This window comes from Syntrophorhabdus sp., assembly GCA_012719415.1.
Classification (GTDB): Bacteria; Desulfobacterota; Syntrophorhabdia; order Syntrophorhabdales; family Syntrophorhabdaceae; genus Delta-02.
Window position 1 is genome coordinate 1 of sequence record JAAYAK010000314.1, and the last position, 19,596, is coordinate 19,596.

Sequence of the window (19,596 nt, forward strand, 5' to 3'; positions counted from 1 at the left end):
CAGGTCGCAGGTCGCAGGTCGCAGGTCGCAGGTCGCAGGTCGCCAAAGAAAGACGGTGGAAGGGGACAGGTTGTCAACACAATTGTTGACTAGGGCAGTTGACCCGGCAGTGTTTTTTTGGTTTTTAGACTTGTGACGTGGGACTTGAGACCTGTGACGGTCTTTTCGCCAGAAAAGACCTTGAGACCTGTGACGGTCTCAGGCCGTGGCCTGAGACCGGCCTTACTGCCTGAGCCGCTCGAACCGCTTGAACGTATGACAGCGCGTATATAAAACCCCCCTCGTGCAACAGCCAGGGCCCATCATTGCGAGCCCCGTTGTTTCCGCGCCCCCCCACGTTCCACAACGTCGCGTCGCGACTGAACACATCGGACACAAAGAAGAGATGATGGTCTTTGCGTCCTCTGCACGTTCAAGCGGTTCGAACGGCTCAAGCAGTCCAAACCGTATTTTCCTTTCTTGTCTTCTCCACGCTCAAGCTGTTCAAGCGGCTCAAGCTGTGTTTCGCTGTTATCCCGTCGTCAGGTACTCGTGTATGGCGCGAGCGGCCTTCCTGCCGGCCCCCATGGCGAGAATGACCGTTGCCGCTCCGGTCACAATGTCGCCTCCTGCCCACACCCTGTCGCGGGTCGTTTTTCCCGTCTCGGGGTCGGCAACGAGCGTTCCCCGTTTCGTCGTGTCAAGGCCCGGTGTAGTCGCCGGCACCAGGGGATTGGGGCTGTTCCCGATGGCGCATACCACCGCGTCCGTCTGCATCCGGAAATTGGAGCCCTTCTTCTCGACAGGGGTGCGCCGTCCCGAGGCATCGGGTTCGCCAAGTTCCATCTGAATGCATTCGATCTCCTTGACCCAGCCATTCTCGTCGCCTATGTAGGCGAGCGGCAGGGTGAGCAGATCGAAGATCACACCTTCCTCTTCGGCATTCTCCGCCTCTTCGGCACGCGCCGGGAGCTCGGCATGGGAGCGCCGGTAGACTATATGCGACTCCGCGGCGCCCATGCGCAGGGCCGTCCGGGCTGAGTCCATCGCCACGTTGCCTCCGCCGACCACCGCGACCTTCACATGCTTCTTGACCGGTGTCGACGACTTAGGATAGAGGTAGCCCTTCATGAGGTTCATACGCGTCAGGTACTCGTTCGCCGAATAAACGCCGTTCAGGTTCTCGCCGGGGATGTTCATGAACCAGGGGAGCCCCGCCCCGGTCCCTACGAAGACGGCATCGAACTCCTCGAGCAGTTCGTCTATGGACCGCGTCTTTCCCACGACAAAATCGGTGAACACCTTGACCCCGAGGGCCTTCAGGTAATCCACCTCACGTTGAACGATCGCCTTGGGAAGACGGAATTCGGGGATACCATAGACGAGAACTCCGCCGGCCTTGTGAAGTGCCTCAAATATGGTCACTTCATGGCCGAGGAGAATGAGGTCGCCTGCGACGGTGAGCCCCGCCGGGCCGGAACCCACGATGGCCACCTTCTTGCCTGTGGGCTTTGCCCTCGGCGGCAGGTCCACCTTCCCCTGTGCCGCCTCCCAGTCGGCGAGGAAGCGTTCAAGACGACCGATGGCGATCTCCGCCTTCTTGTTGCCGAGGATGCACTTCGACTCGCACTGGGACTCCTGGGGACAGACCCGCCCCGAAACCGCAGGCAGGCAGTTCTTCTCTTTCAGTTTCTTTATGCCCCCCTTGAAATCACCCCTGGTGATACACCCGATGAAGCCGGGGATGTCTATCTCGACAGGGCAGCCGGTAACACACCGCGGCTTCTTGCACTGGAGACAGCGCGACGCCTCCGCCAGGGCAAGTTCCTCCGTATACCCCAGTGCCACCTCGTCGAAATTGTTCCGCCTCATCTCCGGAGCCTGCCTCGGCATGTCTCTCCGGTTGAGATCTATCTTGCTTGTCTTTTCCTGAGTTTTTTCTTCATTCATGCCAGGCACACTTCCCTTCGTTATGCGCGGGTGCATCGCTCCTGCGGAAGAAGATCGCCTCTTCCGTCACGTATGCCTTCCTGCGCGCGAGAAATTCCTTCCAGTCAATGTCGTGTCCGTCGAACTCGGGACCGTCAACGCAGGCGAACTTCATCTGCCCCGCGACGGTGACCCGGCACACACCGCACATCCCGGTGCCATCGATCATGATCGGATTCAGGTTGACGACGACCGGTATGTCAAGGTCCTTCGTGACCTCCGACGTGTGCGCCATAAGATAGGTGCATCCATTGACGATTATCCTGTCGGGCTTCCGGGGCATCCCGTGTATGACGTCGGGCAGGCGGCTGATGTGGCCTTTCTGACCCAGACTCCCGTCCCGCGTGATGGTGTAGACCTTCTCGGCCAGCGGGACATACTTGTTGAGCCAGTAGAGCAGGTAGGAGCTCCTCGCCTCGAGCACGACGCTCACTTTGTTCCCCTTTGCCTTCAACTCCTTCGCTACGGGATAGAGGCTTCCTATCCCGTAACACCCTCCCACAAGCAGGACATCTCCGAATGTATCGATGGTTGTCGCGTTGCCCAGGGGGCCGACGCAGGTCGCCACCGCGTCCCCGGCGTTGAGCCGCGCGAGGGCCGCCGTCGAGGCTCCCACTTCCATGAAGACTATCGAGACAGTCCCTTTCTCGGTATCGTAGTCGGCCACCGAGAGGGGGATGCGCTCGCCTTCGTCGCCGCCCCGGACAATGACGAACTGTCCGGGCCTCACCTTGGAGGCGATCTCGGGTGCCTCGACCACGAGCAGATGCATATTGGGGACGATCATCGACCGTTCTATGACCTTCTTCACTTGCGCCTCCTTTCCTCTATCGCCTTCATGCCGGCCACATGATCGTGAAGGGCCACACCGCGGAAGGTCTCAAAGGGGGTCATCACCCGGCCCGCCCCATGGGGGTTGCGCGCCGCCGCCGTTTTGCCTTCCATGGCGACCTTTTTCCTTGGAACCCGTCGGTCCTTGCCCGAAAAACCGGGAATGGACTTCCTGATCTCCGATTGTATGGCCGCGAGAGAAGCGTATTTCAGGGCGCCCTTCTTCATCCTTTCCGCGATGGACGACATGATCCACCAGTCAGGCTTTGAGTCGGCAAAGGGAGCCGATGCCTTGTTGAAAACGAGGATCTTGCCCTCACAACTTATCGTTGTCCCCGGAGCCTCCGTGAACAGGGCCGCCGGAAGGACAAGGTCGGGGTCGATCCCCGAAGGCGCGGGCAGGGCGTTCTCATAGATGATGTAATCGCACCTGGGCATCTGAGGAGAGGGTACCTCGCCAATGAAATAACCGACCTTCCATTTCTGTTTGAGGTCGACGACGGCCGCCGGGTCCTTGAGCTTGAGCGCCCCGTCCGACCTCATCCCTCCCGGCTTCAGACCGGGAAAGGCGCCCATGGCAAGCATGCCCATGAGGTTCGTATAGGGATGGCATACGATCACCTTCCATCCGAGGCTGTCCCTCATCGTGAGGGCGCTCTCAAATATCTCCCCGCGCTTGGCCGAGAATATCGCGTCGGGCCCGATGACGAGAACGTTCCTGTCGCCCTTCTTGAAGAAGGAGGATGCCGCCTTCTTCCGGGTCCCGTTGCCGGACATGGACTTCATGACACCCTCCATGAAGTCGGGCCACCTTGCCGGGTCGGACTGGACGGCCTCTTCAGAGAGCATGTCGAGATTGCATTCGTCGGCGCTTACGGTGACCAGGACGGCACCCCGTTTGGCCGCCCTCTTGGCGGCAATGCCCACGGGGGTGAATCCGTACGTGGTGTCGAGGCCGATGGTCAGGATGCCCGCCGCCGTGTCTATGGTGTCCACGGATTCCGAGAGCACGGCAAGGTCGAGGAAAGGCCTCAGGTCGCTGCCGAGATCGAACATGACGGGCGAGAGGATCGCCTCCGTCCCCAGGACCTCTCTCGCGAAGCGCTGGGCCACGAAAAGGTCCTCATTGGAAAGCTGGGGTGAGACGACGATGAAGGAACCCTTCGGGCCGGCCGCCTTGAGCTTCGCCGCGGCTTCGTCAAGGGCGCCCTCCCAGGGCAAAAGATCGTGCCCCTCGGGCTTGAGTATCGTCGGCTGCGCGAGCCTGTCGGGGCTCAGGACGTACTCGGGGATCGCGAAGCGTCCCTTCACGCAGATGAGCCCGTGCTCCGTCGGCGAATCATAGTCGGCGCTGACGTCGACAACCTCTCCCCCCTTCACCTTGAGGTCAAGGGTGCACCCGACGGGACAGTAGGGACAGGTGGATTCCACGATCTCGTCGGGTTTGCCCGCCCACTTGCTGGTCTTGGCCGACAGCGCGCCCGTGGGGCACACGGCGACGCAGGCCCCGCAGAACTCGCAGCCCGCCTCGAGATGGGTGCGTCCGAAGGCCGGCCCTATGGTGGTCAGCTTTCCGCGCTGCTTGAAGCTCAGGGTCCCGTTCAGGCGTATGTCGTTGCAGACCCTGACACAGCGTCCACACAGGAGGCACAGGTTGTAATCCCTGTCATAGAAAGGGTCTTCCTTTTCGACGGGGAAGTTCCTGTAATAGACCGGGTAGGACGTCTCGGTGAGCCCCACTTTCTTTGTTATCTCCTGGAGCTCGCACATATCGTCGTTGGGACAATAGCGGCAGCCGGTGGTGACACCGACCTTGCGGATCGTCCCCTGGAAGTTCTTACAGTCCGTCTGTTCCTCGCAGAACAGGCAACTTGCCGGATGCTCGCTCAAGAGGAGCTTCAGGACCTCCTGCCGGAGCGTCCTCACCTCCGCCGTGTCGGTGCGGATCACCATGCCGTCCTCCACCGGTGTGGTGCAGGACGTCGGAAAACCCCGTATCCCGTCAACCTCCACAACGCACAGGCGGCATGCGCCGTAGGACGGCAGATGTTCCAGGGCACACAGGGAAGGGATATCGATGTCGTTCTCCCGAGCAGCCTGGAGGATGGTCATGTTTGCCTTTGCTTCGACTTTCCTGTTGTCGATTGTGATGGTTACCTTTTTCTCCCTGGTCATGATTTACTCTCCGCTGTCCTGATCACGATGGCGTCGCCCGCGATAGCTTCGTAACGGCAGACCTCATAGCAAGAACGGCACTTTATGCACTTGGACGGATCGAGGTTGTGCGGTTCCGACCTCGGACCCGTTATTGCCCCCGTTGGGCAAACCCGGACACATGATTGACATCCGGTGCATTTTTCCTTGATGACGCGGTATTCGATGAGGGGCTTGCACACGGTGGCCCGGCACCTGTGGTCCTTTATGTGCTCCAGGTACTCGTTGCGGAAGTACCTGAGGGTCGTGAGGACCGGGTTGGGCGCCGTCTGGCCGAGGCCGCAGAGGGCCCCTTTCTTGATCGTGTCGCCAAGCGTCCTCAACGCGAGGAGGTCGTCGGGTGTCCCTTCGCCGTTGGTTATCTTTTGAAGGATCTCCAGGATATGCTTCGTACCCACCCTGCAGGGCACGCACTTCCCGCAGGACTCCTTCTGGGTGAAATCGAGGAAGTATTTCGCGAGGTCGACGATGCAGGTGTCCTCATCCATGACGATGAGCCCTCCGGAACCCATGATGGAACCGGCGCTGGCCAGCGATTCATAGTCGACGGTGAGATCGAGGAACTCCTCCGACAGGCACCCCCCCGAGGGCCCTCCCGTCTGGATGGCCTTGAAGGGCTTCTGCACGCCGCCTCCGATATCGAAGATGATCTCCCTCAGGGTGGTTCCGAGCTGGACCTCTATGAGGCCGGGCCGGCGGATCTTGCCGACGAGTGAGAAGGTCTTCGTCCCCCTGTTGCCCTCCTTCCCGAACCGGGTATACCATTCGGGCCCGTTCCTCAGGATGTTCGGCAACGTGCCAAGGGTCTCCACGTTGTTGATGATGGTGGGCGCTCCGAAGAGACCCGCTATTGCCGGGAAGGGCGGGCGCGAGCGTGGCATGCCCCGTTTTCCCTCGATGGACCCGATAAGCGCCGTCTCCTCACCGCAGACGAAGGCCCCTGCCCCTTCCTTTATCTTTATCTCGAAACTGAAATCCGAGCCGAGAATGTTCTTCCCCAGAAGCCCGTACTCCCGCATCTGGCCGATGGCTCTCTTCAGCCTCTCGATGGCCAGAGGATACTCGGCGCGGATATAGACGATGCCCTTGCTCGCGCCGATGGCGTAGCCTGCGATGAGCATGCCCTCCAGCACCGCGTGCGGGTCGGACTCGATGAGAGACCGGTTCATGAAAGCCCCGGGGTCGCCTTCATCGGCGTTGCAGATGAGGTATTTCTGCTCGCCCGGAGACTCCCTGCAGACCGTCCATTTCCTGAACGTCGGGAAACCGGCGCCGCCGCGCCCTCTCAAGCCGGCCTGCCTGACCGTCGCGATGACGTCCTCGGGCGTCGACTTGAGCGCCTTCATGAAGCCCTGGTAACCGTCAACCGCCAGATACTGGTCGATCTCCTCGGGGTCGATGAGACCGCAGTTGCGCAGGACTATGCGGACCTGGGGCTTCAGCATGGGCAGGCCCCAGAAACGGGGGATGCCGTCGAGATCATCGGTCCCGAAGTGTCCGAGAGCAAGTTTCTTGTGGGGCTCTCCATTCACGAAGTGGGACTTCAGGATCATCTGGAGGGTCTTCGCGTTCACGTTGTTGTAGCTCACACGGGGCTGGCCGGGCATCTTGATGTCCACGAGGGGCTCAAGGTAACAGGGCCCGATGCAGCCCACCTCGATGACGCGCGCGGACTTCTTGTTCTCGTCAAGGAAGGCCTTCACCGCCTCCTTGAGTTCCAGGGCCCCCGCGGCCCTGCCGCAGGACGCGGCGCCGACGTAAACGATGGGCTCCCTGTTGTCCTTCAGCTTGTCCCATTTACCCTTTGCCGTATCGATCTTCTTGGCGAGTTTATTCATAGTTTTTCAATAACTCCGTCAGTTTGTTGACCGTCATCCTGCTGTAAATATCACGATCGATCTGCACCACCGGTGAAAGCGCGCAGCAGCCGAGGCAGGCCACACGGTCAACATCGAACCGCTTGTCCTCCGTCGTCTCTCCGCAGGAAATGCCCAGCCCGTGCTCCAGGCTGTCGAGCAGCGTCCCGCCGCCGCGGACATGACAGGCCGTCCCGAGACAGACCTTTATCCCGTGGCGTCCTGGTTCGGTGAACCGGAATTGCGCGTAGAATGATGAGACACCGTAGATCTGATTTTCCGAGATGCGGAGATACCGGGAAATGGCCTTGACCGCCGGCTCTCCGATATACCCGAAGGCCGCCTGGACATCCTGCAGGATTGGGATCAACTCATCGGGACTGCGGCCATGCTTCCCGAGGATCCTTCGAATTTGTTCGGGCATGGATCTCTCCTATGCCACAAGCTTGTGGCGTTAACTGAGATCAGTCGCGCCGCGGGTCGTTCGAACAGGTAAGGTGAGATCTAGACAGAGATCACGTGACGGTTGAATCAGCAGCTGATTGCTCCCCGAATTTGCCCCCATGTACTCTCATTATTAAAGAACGTTCAAATTCGTGTCAAGGAAAATTCCATAAAAAAAATGGACCATAAGCAATTACCGCAAGTTAGCCACGGGCCACCAAACGGCCTCTCAGGGCTATGCGCCCCGCGGTCCCGGATAGAAGCCCAAGCATATTTTCTGGATACGGTATACCGTTCTCCCGGTCGGGCGAGGCCGACATCCGCCGGCTCCGGGTCGATCTCCCGACAGGAAAGAACTCGTTGCGGCGCCAGATGAGATAGAGGACTTGCGGATGGAAAGATGATCGCCCGCCCCGGCACGTTGCGGTAACAGCAGGTCCGGCGTTAGCTGCGGTCCCGGTGGATCTCTTCGATCGCCTCTTCCAGCGTATCCACGACCCGCACCCCTTCGCGCCTCATCTCATCGACGGCGGCCGCTGCCGTGTCGCGAGACACGGACCGGCAAAGGTCTTCTATGACAACCACCAGGTAACCGGCGGCAGCGAGGTCGAGGGACGTGGCCCTGACGCAGTAGTCGGTGGCGAGCCCGTAGACTATCACCCTGCCTATCCCGTTCACCCGCAGGATACGCTCGAGCTCACCCCCGGCTTGAAAGGCCGAATAGCTTTCGGTCATGGGGTCCTGGGCCTTCTTCACGACGGCAAGGAAGAGGTTGTTGTCCATGACAATGCGCGCGTTCTCGGTCCCCTGGACACAATGGGGAGGCCAGAGCACCTGGAGTTTCCCGTCGACGGATACCGTGTCGAAGGGTCCCTTTCCGGCATGGCTCGTCGCGAAGGAAACATGATCGGGAGGATGCCAGTCCTGTGTGCCGAGAACGGGGATGCCAGACTCCTTGAGCCGCCGCGTGGCATTCTCGACATCTCTCACATAATCCTCATCGGACCCGGGCACGGCAAGACTGCCCCGCTTCCACTCGGTGAAGTCGCCCTGCAGGTCGATGACGATGACACCCCATTTCACAGGCATCTCTTCTTTTACCACACGGGCCGGGGTCCGTCAAAAAGCGTTGAGGAGATCAAAGGCATACGAGGTCGAAGGGGCCTGTCGTGACCCTCTCGACGCGTTCCGGCCCCACGATGAGATCGATCTCTATGCCCACCGCTCCGAGACCGGGGAGCACGAACTTCGGCTCGAAGGCAAACACCATCCCTTCCTGCAGTATCCTTTCGTGGCGCGGGGTCAAAATGGGCAGTTCGTTGATCTCGAGGCCGAGGCCATGGCCGATGAACGCCACCTTGCCTTCGCCGTGTCCCATGAAGAAATCGCCGAGTCCGGCCTCGCGCGCCACGTCCTCGGCGCGGTGGAAGATATCCCGGCAATCGGTCCCCGGTCCCGCGACGGCAAGCACATCCTCTATGATCGTCCGTGCCGTCTCATAGGGTTTTCTGAACGCCTCCGCCAGGTCGCCCACCACGAAGCTCCTCGTCTCGTCGGTGATATACCCGTTGTACCCTCCGCCGTAATCTATGGTGACGGGGACTCCTCTTTCGATCTTCTTGAAGGAGGAACCCTGGGGGACGGCTGGAGTCACCCCGATCCCCGTTATCGGGGCGTCGAGCAGGGTGGGAACGGCGCCCGTGAATCCCGCCTGCACGGTCATCGTCATCATTTCCTGGTTCATCCCCCTCATCCTGAGAAAGCCCTGGTGTCCCATTTCTCTGCTCAAGGCCATGAGGGCCGCCTCGACCCCGAGTTCCGTCCTGCCCTCGCGGACCTCGTCCCGCGCCTTCGCGAAGACGCAAGTCAACATCTCGCCGGACCTCACGATCTGCTCGATCTCAAAAGGGCTCTTGATGGCCCGCACCTCCTTGATCTGCCCCGACACGTCGCGGTAGCGTTCGAAGCCCAGGACCTTCTTCATCCTCTCGAAGACGGCGACGGGCAACACGTCAAGCTCGAGACCGACCTTTCCCGCGAGGAGGTGACGGCCGCGGAGGATGTCCCCGATCTCCCGGTCGTTCCTCACAGGCGTCAGCGTGAGCGGTGTCTCCATGGCCGCACGGTCCGTTCCCTTTTCCACGAAGACGAGGGGGTCCCCGTCAAGGGGTACGGCAACGACACCCTTCTGCATGGTCCCCGTGAAGTAGAACCTGTCGACGTTCTGCAGGAGCAACGCGAGATCGATGCCTGCATCCGCCATGAAATGGCGGAGCCTGTCGATCCTGCCGAGGAGGTCCTCCTTCGGGACGGGATCGAAAGAACCTACCTGCTTGAGCATGTCTTGCCTCGTATAGACGATTTCAGCCCTCCGGCCCCAAATCAGGCGCTGGGCGGGGTGCCAGGCCTTCGGCCGAGCGGATATGCACGTCCTGCTGGGGGAAGGCGATCTCGATGTTGTTCTCCTTGAACACCCTGTCTATCTCGAAACGTATCGCCGATGATATCTTGTCCCGCATCTGGACGGGACGCCGTATCCAGAATCTCAGACGGAACACGAGGGCGCTGTCACCGAAATCCCAGAAAAGAACGTAGGGCTCGGGTTCCCTGAGAACACCTGTATGGGAGAGGGCGCACCTGGCGAGAAGATCTCTCACGAGCTGCGTGTCGGAGCCGTATGCAACTCCCACGGATATCTCGGCCCTGCCCCGGGGGTCGCGGTACGTCCAGTTGACGATGTTCTTGTACATGAGGTCCGAGTTGGGGATGAAGATGGTGGAGTCGTCATTGGTCTGCACGACGGTGTTCCGGATGTTTATCCTCATCACCGTTCCCCGCACGTCGCCAAGCTGGATCTCGTCGCCCGGATGGAGCGACCTGCCGAAAAGAAGGACGAGGCCGGCGAAGAAGTTCTTGATCATGTCCTGGAGCCCGAAACCGGCGCCGATGGACAATCCGCCCGCGACGATCGCGAGGTGGGCCACGCTCACCCCTATCAGCTTGAGCGACAGGAGGACGTACAGCGACCATATCGCGTACGTCGATATGGCGTGAAGAGACGTGAGCACCCCCGCTCCCGCCGCCACTCCCAACCGCGTCGCAACGAAGGTGATGATCGCGTTGACGATGACGACGAAGGACCGCGTGACGAAAAGAATGGCGATGATGACGACGATCATGGAGAGGTTGAGGGACAGGTAACCGATGATCAGATGCCATTGTACGATCGTGGTCACGAAAGGCATGCCGCCGATGAAGAGGGTGACCCAGAGTATGGTGACGGCGAAAAGGCCGAGGAAGACCATGGGAAAGAGAGCACCCTCGGCAAGTCTTCCCGCCGCGCTCCTGCCGTAATCGGTGACGGTCCGGATCTTCCTCAGGCATCCCGTGAGCCCCGTCGCAAGCTGGATGTTCAACATGACGGCAAACCATACCACGGCGACAAGCACGCAGAGGCTGCCCCATCCGAAAAGGGTGCCGGCGGCGAGGACGTACGACAACCACGCCGTTATGGCAAGCTGTCTCCTGTCCAGGATGTGCTGGTCCCGTCTCTTCCTCAGGTGGGAGTAAACTCCCGCGGCTATGAACAGAAAAGCGATCAACGGGGAATAGGCAAGCACACTGAAATGAAAGAGCTGCACGAGCACGCCGGCGGCGAATATGACCCAGTACTGCCACAGGGGATTGTGCCTGTAGTCCGACCGGTCGTCTGCCGACAGGCGCCGCAAGTTCCATCCCAGGCTGACCAGTCCGGCCGCCAGTCCGATCTCCGCGAGGAAGGTCACCGTGCTCAAAGGCGGGACGACCGTCGTCGCGCCGGCGACCATGAGAGGAAGACCCAGCGCCGTGTAAAAACAGAAAGGCAGGAAGTGACGCACGAGGGACAGGGAAGGATGCCTTCTGCCCAGGTGTATCAGGATGGCCAGGAAAGCGACGAGCATGGCAACCGAGAACATCGCGCATCGCGCGACGGTCGATGTGATGACGTTCTTGTTCATCCTGTACGGGATCAGCCAGTAGGCCGAGAAGTCCGCCCATCCCTTGAGAACGACGGTCATCGTCTTCCAGGCATCAGCCGAGAAAAGGTTCTGGCCGAATTGGGGGGAAAGATAATACTTCTTCCATGCCGCCTTGAGTTCGTCCCCGATCATCGCCCTTCGTGGTTCCAGTCGTCCGAGAAGCTGCTCGACGGCATTGGGGATGATCTCGACAACGCTCTCGGCGGATTCCAGGAGTCCCACGGTCTCCTTCAGCTCGGAGACATACCGCTTCGCGCTCTCCTGGACCCCGGGCAGGGAACCGTCCGCCGCGAGGCGTTCATATTCGCCCACATGAGTACCGACGATCTTCTTCAGGCCCTCGATGAACTTCACTTCCTCTTTAACAGGTGCCACGAGGAGAAGGGCCTGGTCGCGCACTATCGTCATCTGCCTCAGGATATCCCGCATCTCGACGGGGTTGTTATCTTCCATGTTGTAGGTCACGAAGAGCCGGAACGCCTCCTGGCTGAGCTCCCGCGCTCTCTCGTTTATCTTGCTGATGCGCTCCGGCTGGTCCGCGATGTAGGCGCGGACATCCCTGCGAGTGGCATCAACGGCCAATCTCTCCTTGTTGATCATCTCGTCGAATGACGACGACGGCCCGGGGCCGGCGAGAAGAGGGCCGGCGGGGAAGAGAAGAACCGCCACGATGGCGATGACTGCGAGCGTGAATGCGGTGAGGGGTCTGGAAATGAAGCCGTTGTATTCCATTCGGGCGCCGATATCCATACAATTACATACCGATACATCCTTTTGCAAGGCCAAAAACCGGGGGAAACCGTTAGAGCCGTTAGAGCCGTTAGAAACGTTAGAACCGTTGGGCGGGGCCTCTCTATTCGCGCGGCGCTGGAACGCTTCCTGTTGCAGCGCTCAAGCCGGTGAAACGGTTCAAGCGGTTTAAGCCGCCTCTAGAACTGGAAGGGGTGGCCGATCATCATCTGGACGCCCCAGTTCTCGTTCGAGACGGCGGTGTCGATGCGCACCGTGAGGCCCTTGGCCATGGCGCGGATGCCGAGGCCAGCGTCCCATTGCATCTTCGTGTGAAGCTCACCGACGGTCCACCGGGGAGCCACCCTGCCCGCCTCCACGAAGGGCACCCATTGCCACCACGCGATATCCAGGTGCTTTCGCACCCAGTCGATCTTATCGAAGGGATTCCATTCGGGGATGACCCTGTACTCCAAAGCGTAGTAAACCGCAGCCTGGTCGTTGAAACGCGATGTCGGGTACGCCCGCATGCGCCACAGGCCGCCCAGCATAGCCCCGGCATAGGGGGGAGGCCTGTGGTACACGGCCTGGCCGCTGTTTCTCGTGTTGTGGTCGTCCCAGGAGAAAACGTTCGCCGACCAGACGTCGAAGGCGATCACCCGCTGCCGGAACATCTTCGACGGCCCCAGGGAGAAGTACTTGCTGAACTCCACGTCGAGGACGTCGTAGGGGTTCGTGCTGTCGAAAAGGCCCCAGTCCCTCGTGTACCGGGCCCGCAGCGTGCTGCCCTTCGAGGGGTTCCTCGGGAAGTCCGTGTTCTCCCGGAACACCGAGAACTCGAGGCCGTTCGTCTGCCTGTCGACACGCCGGTCGTCGGAGCGGACGGACTGGCTCCTCCAGTACGGTTTCATCTCCAAGAACGTCTTCCCGCTGACAAGGGGGTTCCAGGAATCCCCTCCCACGCGCCCCTCCGACAGAAGGCCCCTGTCGAGGACAACGGAACTTACCACCTCGTCCCTGCCGCTGCCCAGGGGAAGAAGATACCTGAACTTCATCCGCGCGAAATTGTCGTTCCCCGGTCCTTCAATGTAGTTGTTGAAGGACGAGTCGTTGCTGCCCGCTCGCTCGCCGATGTGATCCCTGTTTCCGTCCGTGTAGCTCTGAAGCTTGCCGAAGGTGCTCAGCGCGAGATCGGAGTCGATGAAGAGCCTCGTGAGGAAAGGGACCTGGACGTCCCGCGTGACGATGTAGAGGGCAAGGGCGTCGTTGGTGCCCGCGATCACTGTCCCGAGGATGCTCATCTGCTTCTGTCCCACTCCGGTCAACCCGCAGACGAATCCTCCCGCCGCTCCAAAGGACTGGTTGTAGAAGGCATAAGGAACGTGAAGCACCTTGGGCTCGAATTCCTTGCCCTTTTCCGTCATGACGACCTGACCCCGTGCGGGAATGGTGAGAAGGAGGAAAAGAACGACGATGAGGAGGAACAGAAACGCGCGGGGATGCGCACACCCCTTCCACGACGTATACGACATAGAACAGACTCCTTGTTGTTGGTATAATGCAGGTGTTCCGCGAGGGGTCCCCCGCAGTCTCGCCGCTTCATTCTCCTGCAATTTCACCAAATTTGCAAGCACAAACAACGGACAGGCTCAGCGGATCCGAAGGACTCGCGAGGTGACCCGCGGCGTCCCGCCTCATTTCTTGTCCTGCGATCTCCGGAATGATTCGCCCAGGCGACGCAGGCCGTCAGAACAATCACCTTTCGGCAGACAGGCTTCAATAAGAACGAACCTGTCCTTTTCTCTCGCGGCGACGCTCATGGCCTCGGCCAGTTCCTCCTCTGTGGACACCCTGAAACCGATGGCGCCGGACCAGTCGCCAAGCACCCCGGGAAGCCTGGAATACTGCCACATCTGGATATCGTTGTAAGGGCCGTCCTCATGGAGGAGACGTTCGACGAGATAGCCGTCGTTGTTGATGAGGACTATAACGGCGGGGCAGCGTCTTCGGATGAGCGTCGAGACCTCCTGTGCAGTCATCTGGAAGGCGCCGTCTCCGGTGAGAACGACGGGGCGTTTTTCCGGACGCGCCATGGCGACACCCAGGGCGGCAGGCGTGCAGTAGCCAATGGAGGAATAGTAGTTCTGGACGATGAAGTTCTCTGCCTCCTCGATATGGAACTCCGGCGCCGCACAGAAGGCATCGCCCGGCTCCGACAGGAGGACCATCCCGTCGTCGAGGAGATCATCGAGGCATTCGTAAAGCCGCGACGCTGTCAGGGCCTGCGACGGCTCCGCCACGAAGGGTTTCCGGGGGTGGAGGGCCTCGGCCGGATGAGAGCTCAGGAACGAGCGGGGGCGGGCCGCAAGTGTCAGCGTGCGGATGAGGTCCTTCAATTGGATCTGGTGATAGTAATGGTTGCCGATCCGGACCTCACCCCTCTCAGCAAAGACCATGCGGCGATGGTCGAGGTTCATGCTGAAAAGGCCCGTGTCGAGGTCCGTTATCCAGGCACCGAGAGAAAGGAGACAATCGGACGACTCCACCTGCCCGCGGACGACCTGCCGGCTCCATCCTCCCTGATAGATGCCCGCGAACTGGGGATGGAGCTCGGGGAGGACCGATTTGCTGCTCAGCATGGTGGCGAAGGGTATCTCCGCAGTTTCGACAAGACGAAGGGCGTCGGCCCCGAGACCGAAACGGAGTAATTCCACGCCGGCCAGCATCAAGGGATGATCGGCGTTGTCGAGCATCTCCACGATCTCCGACACGCACTCCGTCAGACTATCCTCGTCCGAGACAGGGGGTGTCGCGCCGGGGAAAATGCCCGGGGCCCGGCAGGGGGCGTGCGTGATGTCCGCGGGGACCTCCAGGTAGACGGGCAGCTTTCGGCTAACACAGTTGCCAAGGACCCGGTCTATCTCATCGGGAGCGGTGTTTGGGTTAGTCAGTATGGCCGCGTCGGCCGTGATCTTCCTGTATATCTCCAGCTGGAGGTAGTAATTGGAGACGAGGTGATGAACGAGGGCGCCCGACTCCCTGCGCCCCGCCGGCGGGGCCCCGCTGATGATGACGAGGGGCACATGCTCCGCGAAGGCCCCCGCTGCGGCGTTGAGAATGCTCAAGCCCCCCACTCCGTACGTCACAACAGCGGCCCCGACACCATTCATCCGGGCATACCCGTCCGCCGCGTAACCCGCGTTGAGCTCGTTGCAGGTCCCCACCCATTCGATGGGGCTGTCAACCACCGCGTCAAGGAAGTCGAGGACATAATCTCCGGGCACCCCGAAGAGATGCTTGACGCCTATCTCCTGCAGACGGCTGAGAATGTAACGTGACACAGTGTAGTTTTCGTTCATCGATATCGTCCCCCTGGTGATGTTCGGCCTGTGCGGCAGGACCATATTAGTGCTACACGATGGCATGGGGAAAGTCAATCGTCGCGGAGCCTCATGCCTTCCACTGCCGGCAGGGACCTGAACTCAACGAGACTACCGCATGTTCCGTATCGCCTGTTCGATGGCGTCGATCCTTTCCTGTGAGGGTGGATGAGTGGAGATGATCGCGGGAGGGTTCTTGCCCCCGGCCTCCTTCAGGAGCATCCTCTGGATGTCGATCATGGCCCGCGGGTTGTACCCGGCGGCATGCATGATCCTCACCCCTTCGGCATCGGCCTGAAGCTCGTTCTCCCGCGAGTTCTTGAGGAGCAAAAGGCTCGTGCTTATCTCCGACGCCTTAACGATGAGCGAGCCCGAGAGGCCTCCGTCCCCGAGCATGGCTCCCATGATCGAAAGCCCGAACTGGGCCAGCATCTGGCGCTGAAGAGCCTTCAGGGAGTGCTTGTGGACGACGTGGCCTATCTCGTGGCCGAGCACTCCGGAAATCTCGTGTTCGTTCTTCAATTTCTTCAATATCCCCGTCGTGATGTAGATGAATCCGCCCGGCGCCGCGAAGGCGTTGACCAGTTCGTCATCGATGACGGTGAAGCTGTATTTCAGGTTACTCCTCTCGGAGCGGACCGCGAGTTTCTGGCCGATGGCGGCTATCCGCTCGTTGAGCTGCCTGTCCGTCGAGATCCTGTACTTTTGCCTGAGCTGCTCATCCGTGCTCTTCCCGATCTCGATCTCGCTCTCCTCGCCGATGAAGACCGGGTCATACGCCGTGCTGGTGAAGGGGTTCTGTGCCCATACCTCACCGCCCGCCATAATGGAAGTGAAGAGGACGAAGATGATGAGAAGCCTCTTCACGGCAACCCCGCCACGCCTTTCCATCATTGTTTCTGAACGATGCGTCATCTCCCGGTCCTTTCTCACAGATATCTGTATCATGTAATAGAGATAACACATGGGAGCGTCGGCGGCAACCTCCCCCGGGGGGAAGGGTCGGCACTTCGTGCCTGACGGGCACACGGGTCTGCGCGCTCCGCGCGCAAACGGGCGAATGGGTCAAGATCAATAGATATCTTCTCCCCGTTTGCCCGGAGGGCAGACCCGTTAGACGCTCGCGCGTCGACCCGTTCCCCGAAGGGCACCGCTTGCAAAGCAAGCCCCTGTCGGATATACTGGAACCGTCAGTAAACATCCACCACAACCGGAGGGGAGGGATCCATGAAAAGGGTTACCGCGATCATGATGGTCTGTCTGAGCTTCGTCTTGTGCGTCTTCGCATCGGCGCAGAACCCGCGGGCGGGGGATGCCGACAGGTCTTTCGAACTGATAAAGGGCAGGGGAACCATCGTCCTCGGCCTCGACGCCTCCTTCCCACCCATGGGGTTCAGGGAGAAGGGCGGCAGCGAGATAATCGGCTTCGACATCGATCTTGCCTGGGAGGCGGCCCGGCGGCTCGGCCTCACCATCACCCCGAAGACCATCGCCTGGAACAGGATCATTCCCGCCTTGAACGGCGGGGACGTCGATGTCATATGGAGCGGCCTCAGCATGGTGCCCGAAAGACAGCAGCAGATGATCTTCTCGAAGCCCTACCTCGAGAGCCGCCAGGCCCTCGTCGTCGGGAAGGGATCGAAGATCCGCGGCAAGGCGGACCTCGCGGGCAAGAAGGTCGGTCATCAGTTCGGGTCATCGAGCGAAAGGGCCCTTCGGCGCGATCCCGCGACCGTGAACACCCTCAAGGAGATAAGCGCCTACCCGAACAATCAGCGTGCCCTTGACGACCTCGCGGCCGGGCGTATCGACGCCGTCGTCATGGACGAGGTCGCGGTCCGCTATATCATTGCACACAAGCAGGGGGATTTCGTCATCCTCACCGACAATTTCGGCATCGAGCAGTACGGGGTGGGGTTCCGCAAGGGGGACATTGCCTTCCGCGATGCCGTCGACAAGGTCCTCGACGAGATGAAGAAGGACGGGACCGTCGACAGGATCGCGAAAAAGTGGTTCGGCACGCCTGTCATCAAGAATTGAAAAAGCAACAACGGCGTACCTGGTCTTCCAGACCCGTCCCGGCCACGCACACAGGTTCCCACCTACCGCTTGCTGATTGAAAGTGTAACTTTCAATTTGACAGACTTCATGCCCCCTCCTGCGCTTTTCCCCGCGGCCATTTGCTTTGACAGGGCGAGGAGTTATCCTTTATTATTAAAGCACGCGAGAGTGGCGGAACTGGCAGACGCACTGGACTTAGGATCCAGCGGGTAACACCATAGGGGTTCAAGTCCCCTCTCTCGCATTCACTGATCGTTATCCTGAGGCTTCGGGATTTATTGGTTTCTGATTCCTGAGAAGTAACTCGATTAGGATATTTATGGTTGTACTACTATTACAATAGTGATATAATGGCAGATGTATAAACCAACATCACCCCAACAGAGATTATTTGGTATCGAGACCCGGGTATCACCATCCCTGCGCAAGCGTCTCGAGTCTTCATGGGCTGAGCTGTTCAGAAATGAAATACTCCCCATTCTGTTCAGGAACGAAGACCGGTATGCAATTCTATACGGCGCTACCGGCCGGCCCAACTTCAGCGTCGCCCGCCTTCTGGGCCTGTGTCTCCTTGAGGAATGGAACGACCTCGGTGACCAGGAGGCCCTCGATACCTTCAGCTTTGACATCCGGTGGCGCTATGCCCTGGACGTGAACGATGACGAGGATTATCTCTCCCGCCGTTCCCTTGTCGAGTTCCGCAGGCGTCTTGCAGCAACAGACCCCGGGATGAAACTTATCCGCGATATATTTGATACTGTCAGGGACTCGGCAATAAGGAAGATGGGCCTGTCGGTGAGCGATCAGAGGCTCGACTCGACACGTGTCGTATCGAACATCAGGGTCAAGGGAAGGCTTGCCCTGTTCTCGGACACGCTCACGCTGTTTCTCAAAAGCCTTGATACCGAGCGCATGGCGCGGGTACCCGAAGCAATACGCACCTGGTATTCATCGGAACCCGAAGGCTGGTTCGGACTCGGTTTTTCTGAGCAGACGGTGAGGCTCGGGGAACTGGCACGGTATCTTCATGACCTCATATGCCTCTTTGAGGATTGCACCGATGAACCGTATCTCCTGCTCAAGCGCCTCTTCTCTGAACACTGCGGCATGAACGGTACATCCGTACATCTAAAGAAAAGGCTTGAAGGATCTTCCCTTCAATCCCCTTATGACCCGGACGCGTCCTTCGGGCACAAGGGATCGGGATACAGTGTCCACGTGACCGAGACCTGCGGCAATGACGGAAAGCCGGAGATCATCACCGACTACGAGGTGCATGGCGCTGCCCGGTCGGATATGGGCAAGGCTGTTGACGTCATTGAACGGCTCGACACGGCCGGTCTCAAACCGGACACACTTTTTGCCGACGGAGGATATCCTTCCGTGCCGTCTGCATCGAAGATCGTCGACAGGGGTACAGAGCTCATGGCTCCCGTCAACCGCAGCAGGCTCGGCGACGATGTCATCGGCAGGGACCTCTTTGTCTTTGATGACGAGGGTCGGGTGGTCCGTTGTCCCATGGGCCATGCTCCGATAGACCACCGCGTGCTGAGCAGAAACAACACCGTGCGGCGTTCCCTCCATGCCATATTCGACGGCGATACCTGCCGGTCCTGTGCGATGCTCGACCAGTGCCCTGTTCGCACCCCCAACCACAGGGCGCGGGGATGCAAAGCACGCGACAGCGTCGGCAACTTCCGACTGGATATATCCCGGGAAATCCGCCTGCGGGATGAGATGTATGCTGCGCAGCACACCCGTGAATGGAAGGACCGATACAGCATTCGAACAGGGATCGAGGGAACGAACTCGGAACTCAAACGTGCTCACGGAATGATGCGGATCCGTCTGCGCCGGCTGGCAAAGGTCTGCTTCTCCGTGGCATGCAAGATAACAGCATGCAACATCAAGAGGTGGGCCAGGGCCCACGCATCCGCCGGAGGGCCGTTATGGTACGTCATGACGGAGCTTGTCGCATATACGGAGAGGTCGGTCGCGATGGCGATAAAGACGGTGCGTCCGTCTCTGACGAGACAGCGTTGAACAGGATGGGAGATTCTATTATAGAAAAGGGCGGTTACTTCTCAGGAATCG

At 59.9% G+C, this 19,596-nt stretch carries 13 protein-coding genes and 1 tRNA gene; 3 read left to right on the top strand and 11 right to left on the bottom strand.

Annotated elements, in window-relative coordinates:
• Positions 1 to 510 precede the first annotated feature (510 nt).
• The 11 genes from gltA to GXX82_17650 all read right to left on the bottom strand — a co-directional run bounded on the left by gltA (position 511) and on the right by GXX82_17650 (position 16,335).
• The gene (gltA, locus tag GXX82_17600) at positions 511 to 1,929 is read right to left on the bottom strand and encodes an NADPH-dependent glutamate synthase (GenBank protein NLT24861.1); all 1,419 of its coding nucleotides are present in this window, start codon (positions 1,927 to 1,929) and stop codon (positions 511 to 513) included.
• The gene (locus GXX82_17605; protein NLT24862.1) at positions 1,922 to 2,779 is read right to left on the bottom strand and encodes a sulfide/dihydroorotate dehydrogenase-like FAD/NAD-binding protein; all 858 of its coding nucleotides are present in this window, start codon (positions 2,777 to 2,779) and stop codon (positions 1,922 to 1,924) included. The genes gltA and GXX82_17605 overlap by 8 nt, the downstream gene beginning before the upstream one ends.
• Positions 2,776 to 4,974 carry a molybdopterin-dependent oxidoreductase gene (locus GXX82_17610; GenBank protein NLT24863.1) on the bottom strand — a complete coding sequence of 733 codons (2,199 nt, stop codon included), beginning with the start codon at positions 4,972 to 4,974 and terminating at the stop codon, positions 2,776 to 2,778. Before GXX82_17610 ends, GXX82_17605 begins: the two co-directional genes overlap by 4 nt.
• Entirely contained in the window at positions 4,971 to 6,851 is a 1,881-nt protein-coding gene (locus GXX82_17615; protein ID NLT24864.1) for a 4Fe-4S binding protein, read from the bottom strand. Before GXX82_17615 ends, GXX82_17610 begins: the two co-directional genes overlap by 4 nt.
• Complete coding sequence (locus GXX82_17620; protein NLT24865.1) at positions 6,844 to 7,293, bottom strand: NAD(P)H-dependent oxidoreductase subunit E; 450 nt, start codon at positions 7,291 to 7,293, stop codon at positions 6,844 to 6,846. Before GXX82_17620 ends, GXX82_17615 begins: the two co-directional genes overlap by 8 nt.
• A gap of 464 nt (positions 7,294 to 7,757) precedes the next feature.
• A complete protein-coding gene (locus GXX82_17625; protein NLT24866.1) occupies positions 7,758 to 8,402 on the bottom strand; it encodes an isochorismatase family protein in 645 nt (214 codons plus the stop codon).
• A 49-nt stretch (positions 8,403 to 8,451) separates the two neighbouring features.
• The gene (locus GXX82_17630; GenBank protein ID NLT24867.1) at positions 8,452 to 9,654 is read right to left on the bottom strand and encodes an aminopeptidase P family protein; all 1,203 of its coding nucleotides are present in this window, start codon (positions 9,652 to 9,654) and stop codon (positions 8,452 to 8,454) included.
• Between the two features lie 22 nt (positions 9,655 to 9,676).
• Complete coding sequence (locus tag GXX82_17635; protein ID NLT24868.1) at positions 9,677 to 12,082, bottom strand: mechanosensitive ion channel; 2,406 nt, start codon at positions 12,080 to 12,082, stop codon at positions 9,677 to 9,679.
• 179 nt (positions 12,083 to 12,261) lie between these two features.
• Entirely contained in the window at positions 12,262 to 13,593 is a 1,332-nt protein-coding gene (locus GXX82_17640) for a hypothetical protein (GenBank protein NLT24869.1), read from the bottom strand.
• A gap of 162 nt (positions 13,594 to 13,755) precedes the next feature.
• A complete protein-coding gene (locus GXX82_17645) occupies positions 13,756 to 15,420 on the bottom strand; it encodes an alpha-keto acid decarboxylase family protein (protein NLT24870.1) in 1,665 nt (554 codons plus the stop codon).
• 132 nt (positions 15,421 to 15,552) lie between these two features.
• Positions 15,553 to 16,335: a M48 family metalloprotease gene (locus GXX82_17650; GenBank protein NLT24871.1), complete on the bottom strand. Its 783-nt coding sequence runs from the start codon at positions 16,333 to 16,335 to the stop codon at positions 15,553 to 15,555.
• A gap of 333 nt (positions 16,336 to 16,668) precedes the next feature.
• On the opposite strand from GXX82_17650, the gene GXX82_17655 reads away from it, so the two are divergent.
• From GXX82_17655 to GXX82_17665, 3 genes are all read left to right on the top strand, one after another.
• Positions 16,669 to 17,481, top strand: a complete 813-nt coding sequence (locus tag GXX82_17655; protein ID NLT24872.1) for an amino acid ABC transporter substrate-binding protein — start codon at positions 16,669 to 16,671, stop codon at positions 17,479 to 17,481.
• A gap of 183 nt (positions 17,482 to 17,664) precedes the next feature.
• Positions 17,665 to 17,746: transfer RNA gene (locus GXX82_17660), tRNA-Leu, on the top strand.
• A gap of 113 nt (positions 17,747 to 17,859) precedes the next feature.
• On the top strand, positions 17,860 to 19,545 hold the full coding sequence (locus tag GXX82_17665) for a hypothetical protein (protein NLT24873.1): 1,686 nt from the start codon (positions 17,860 to 17,862) through the stop codon (positions 19,543 to 19,545).
• Positions 19,546 to 19,596: the final 51 nt, after the last annotated feature.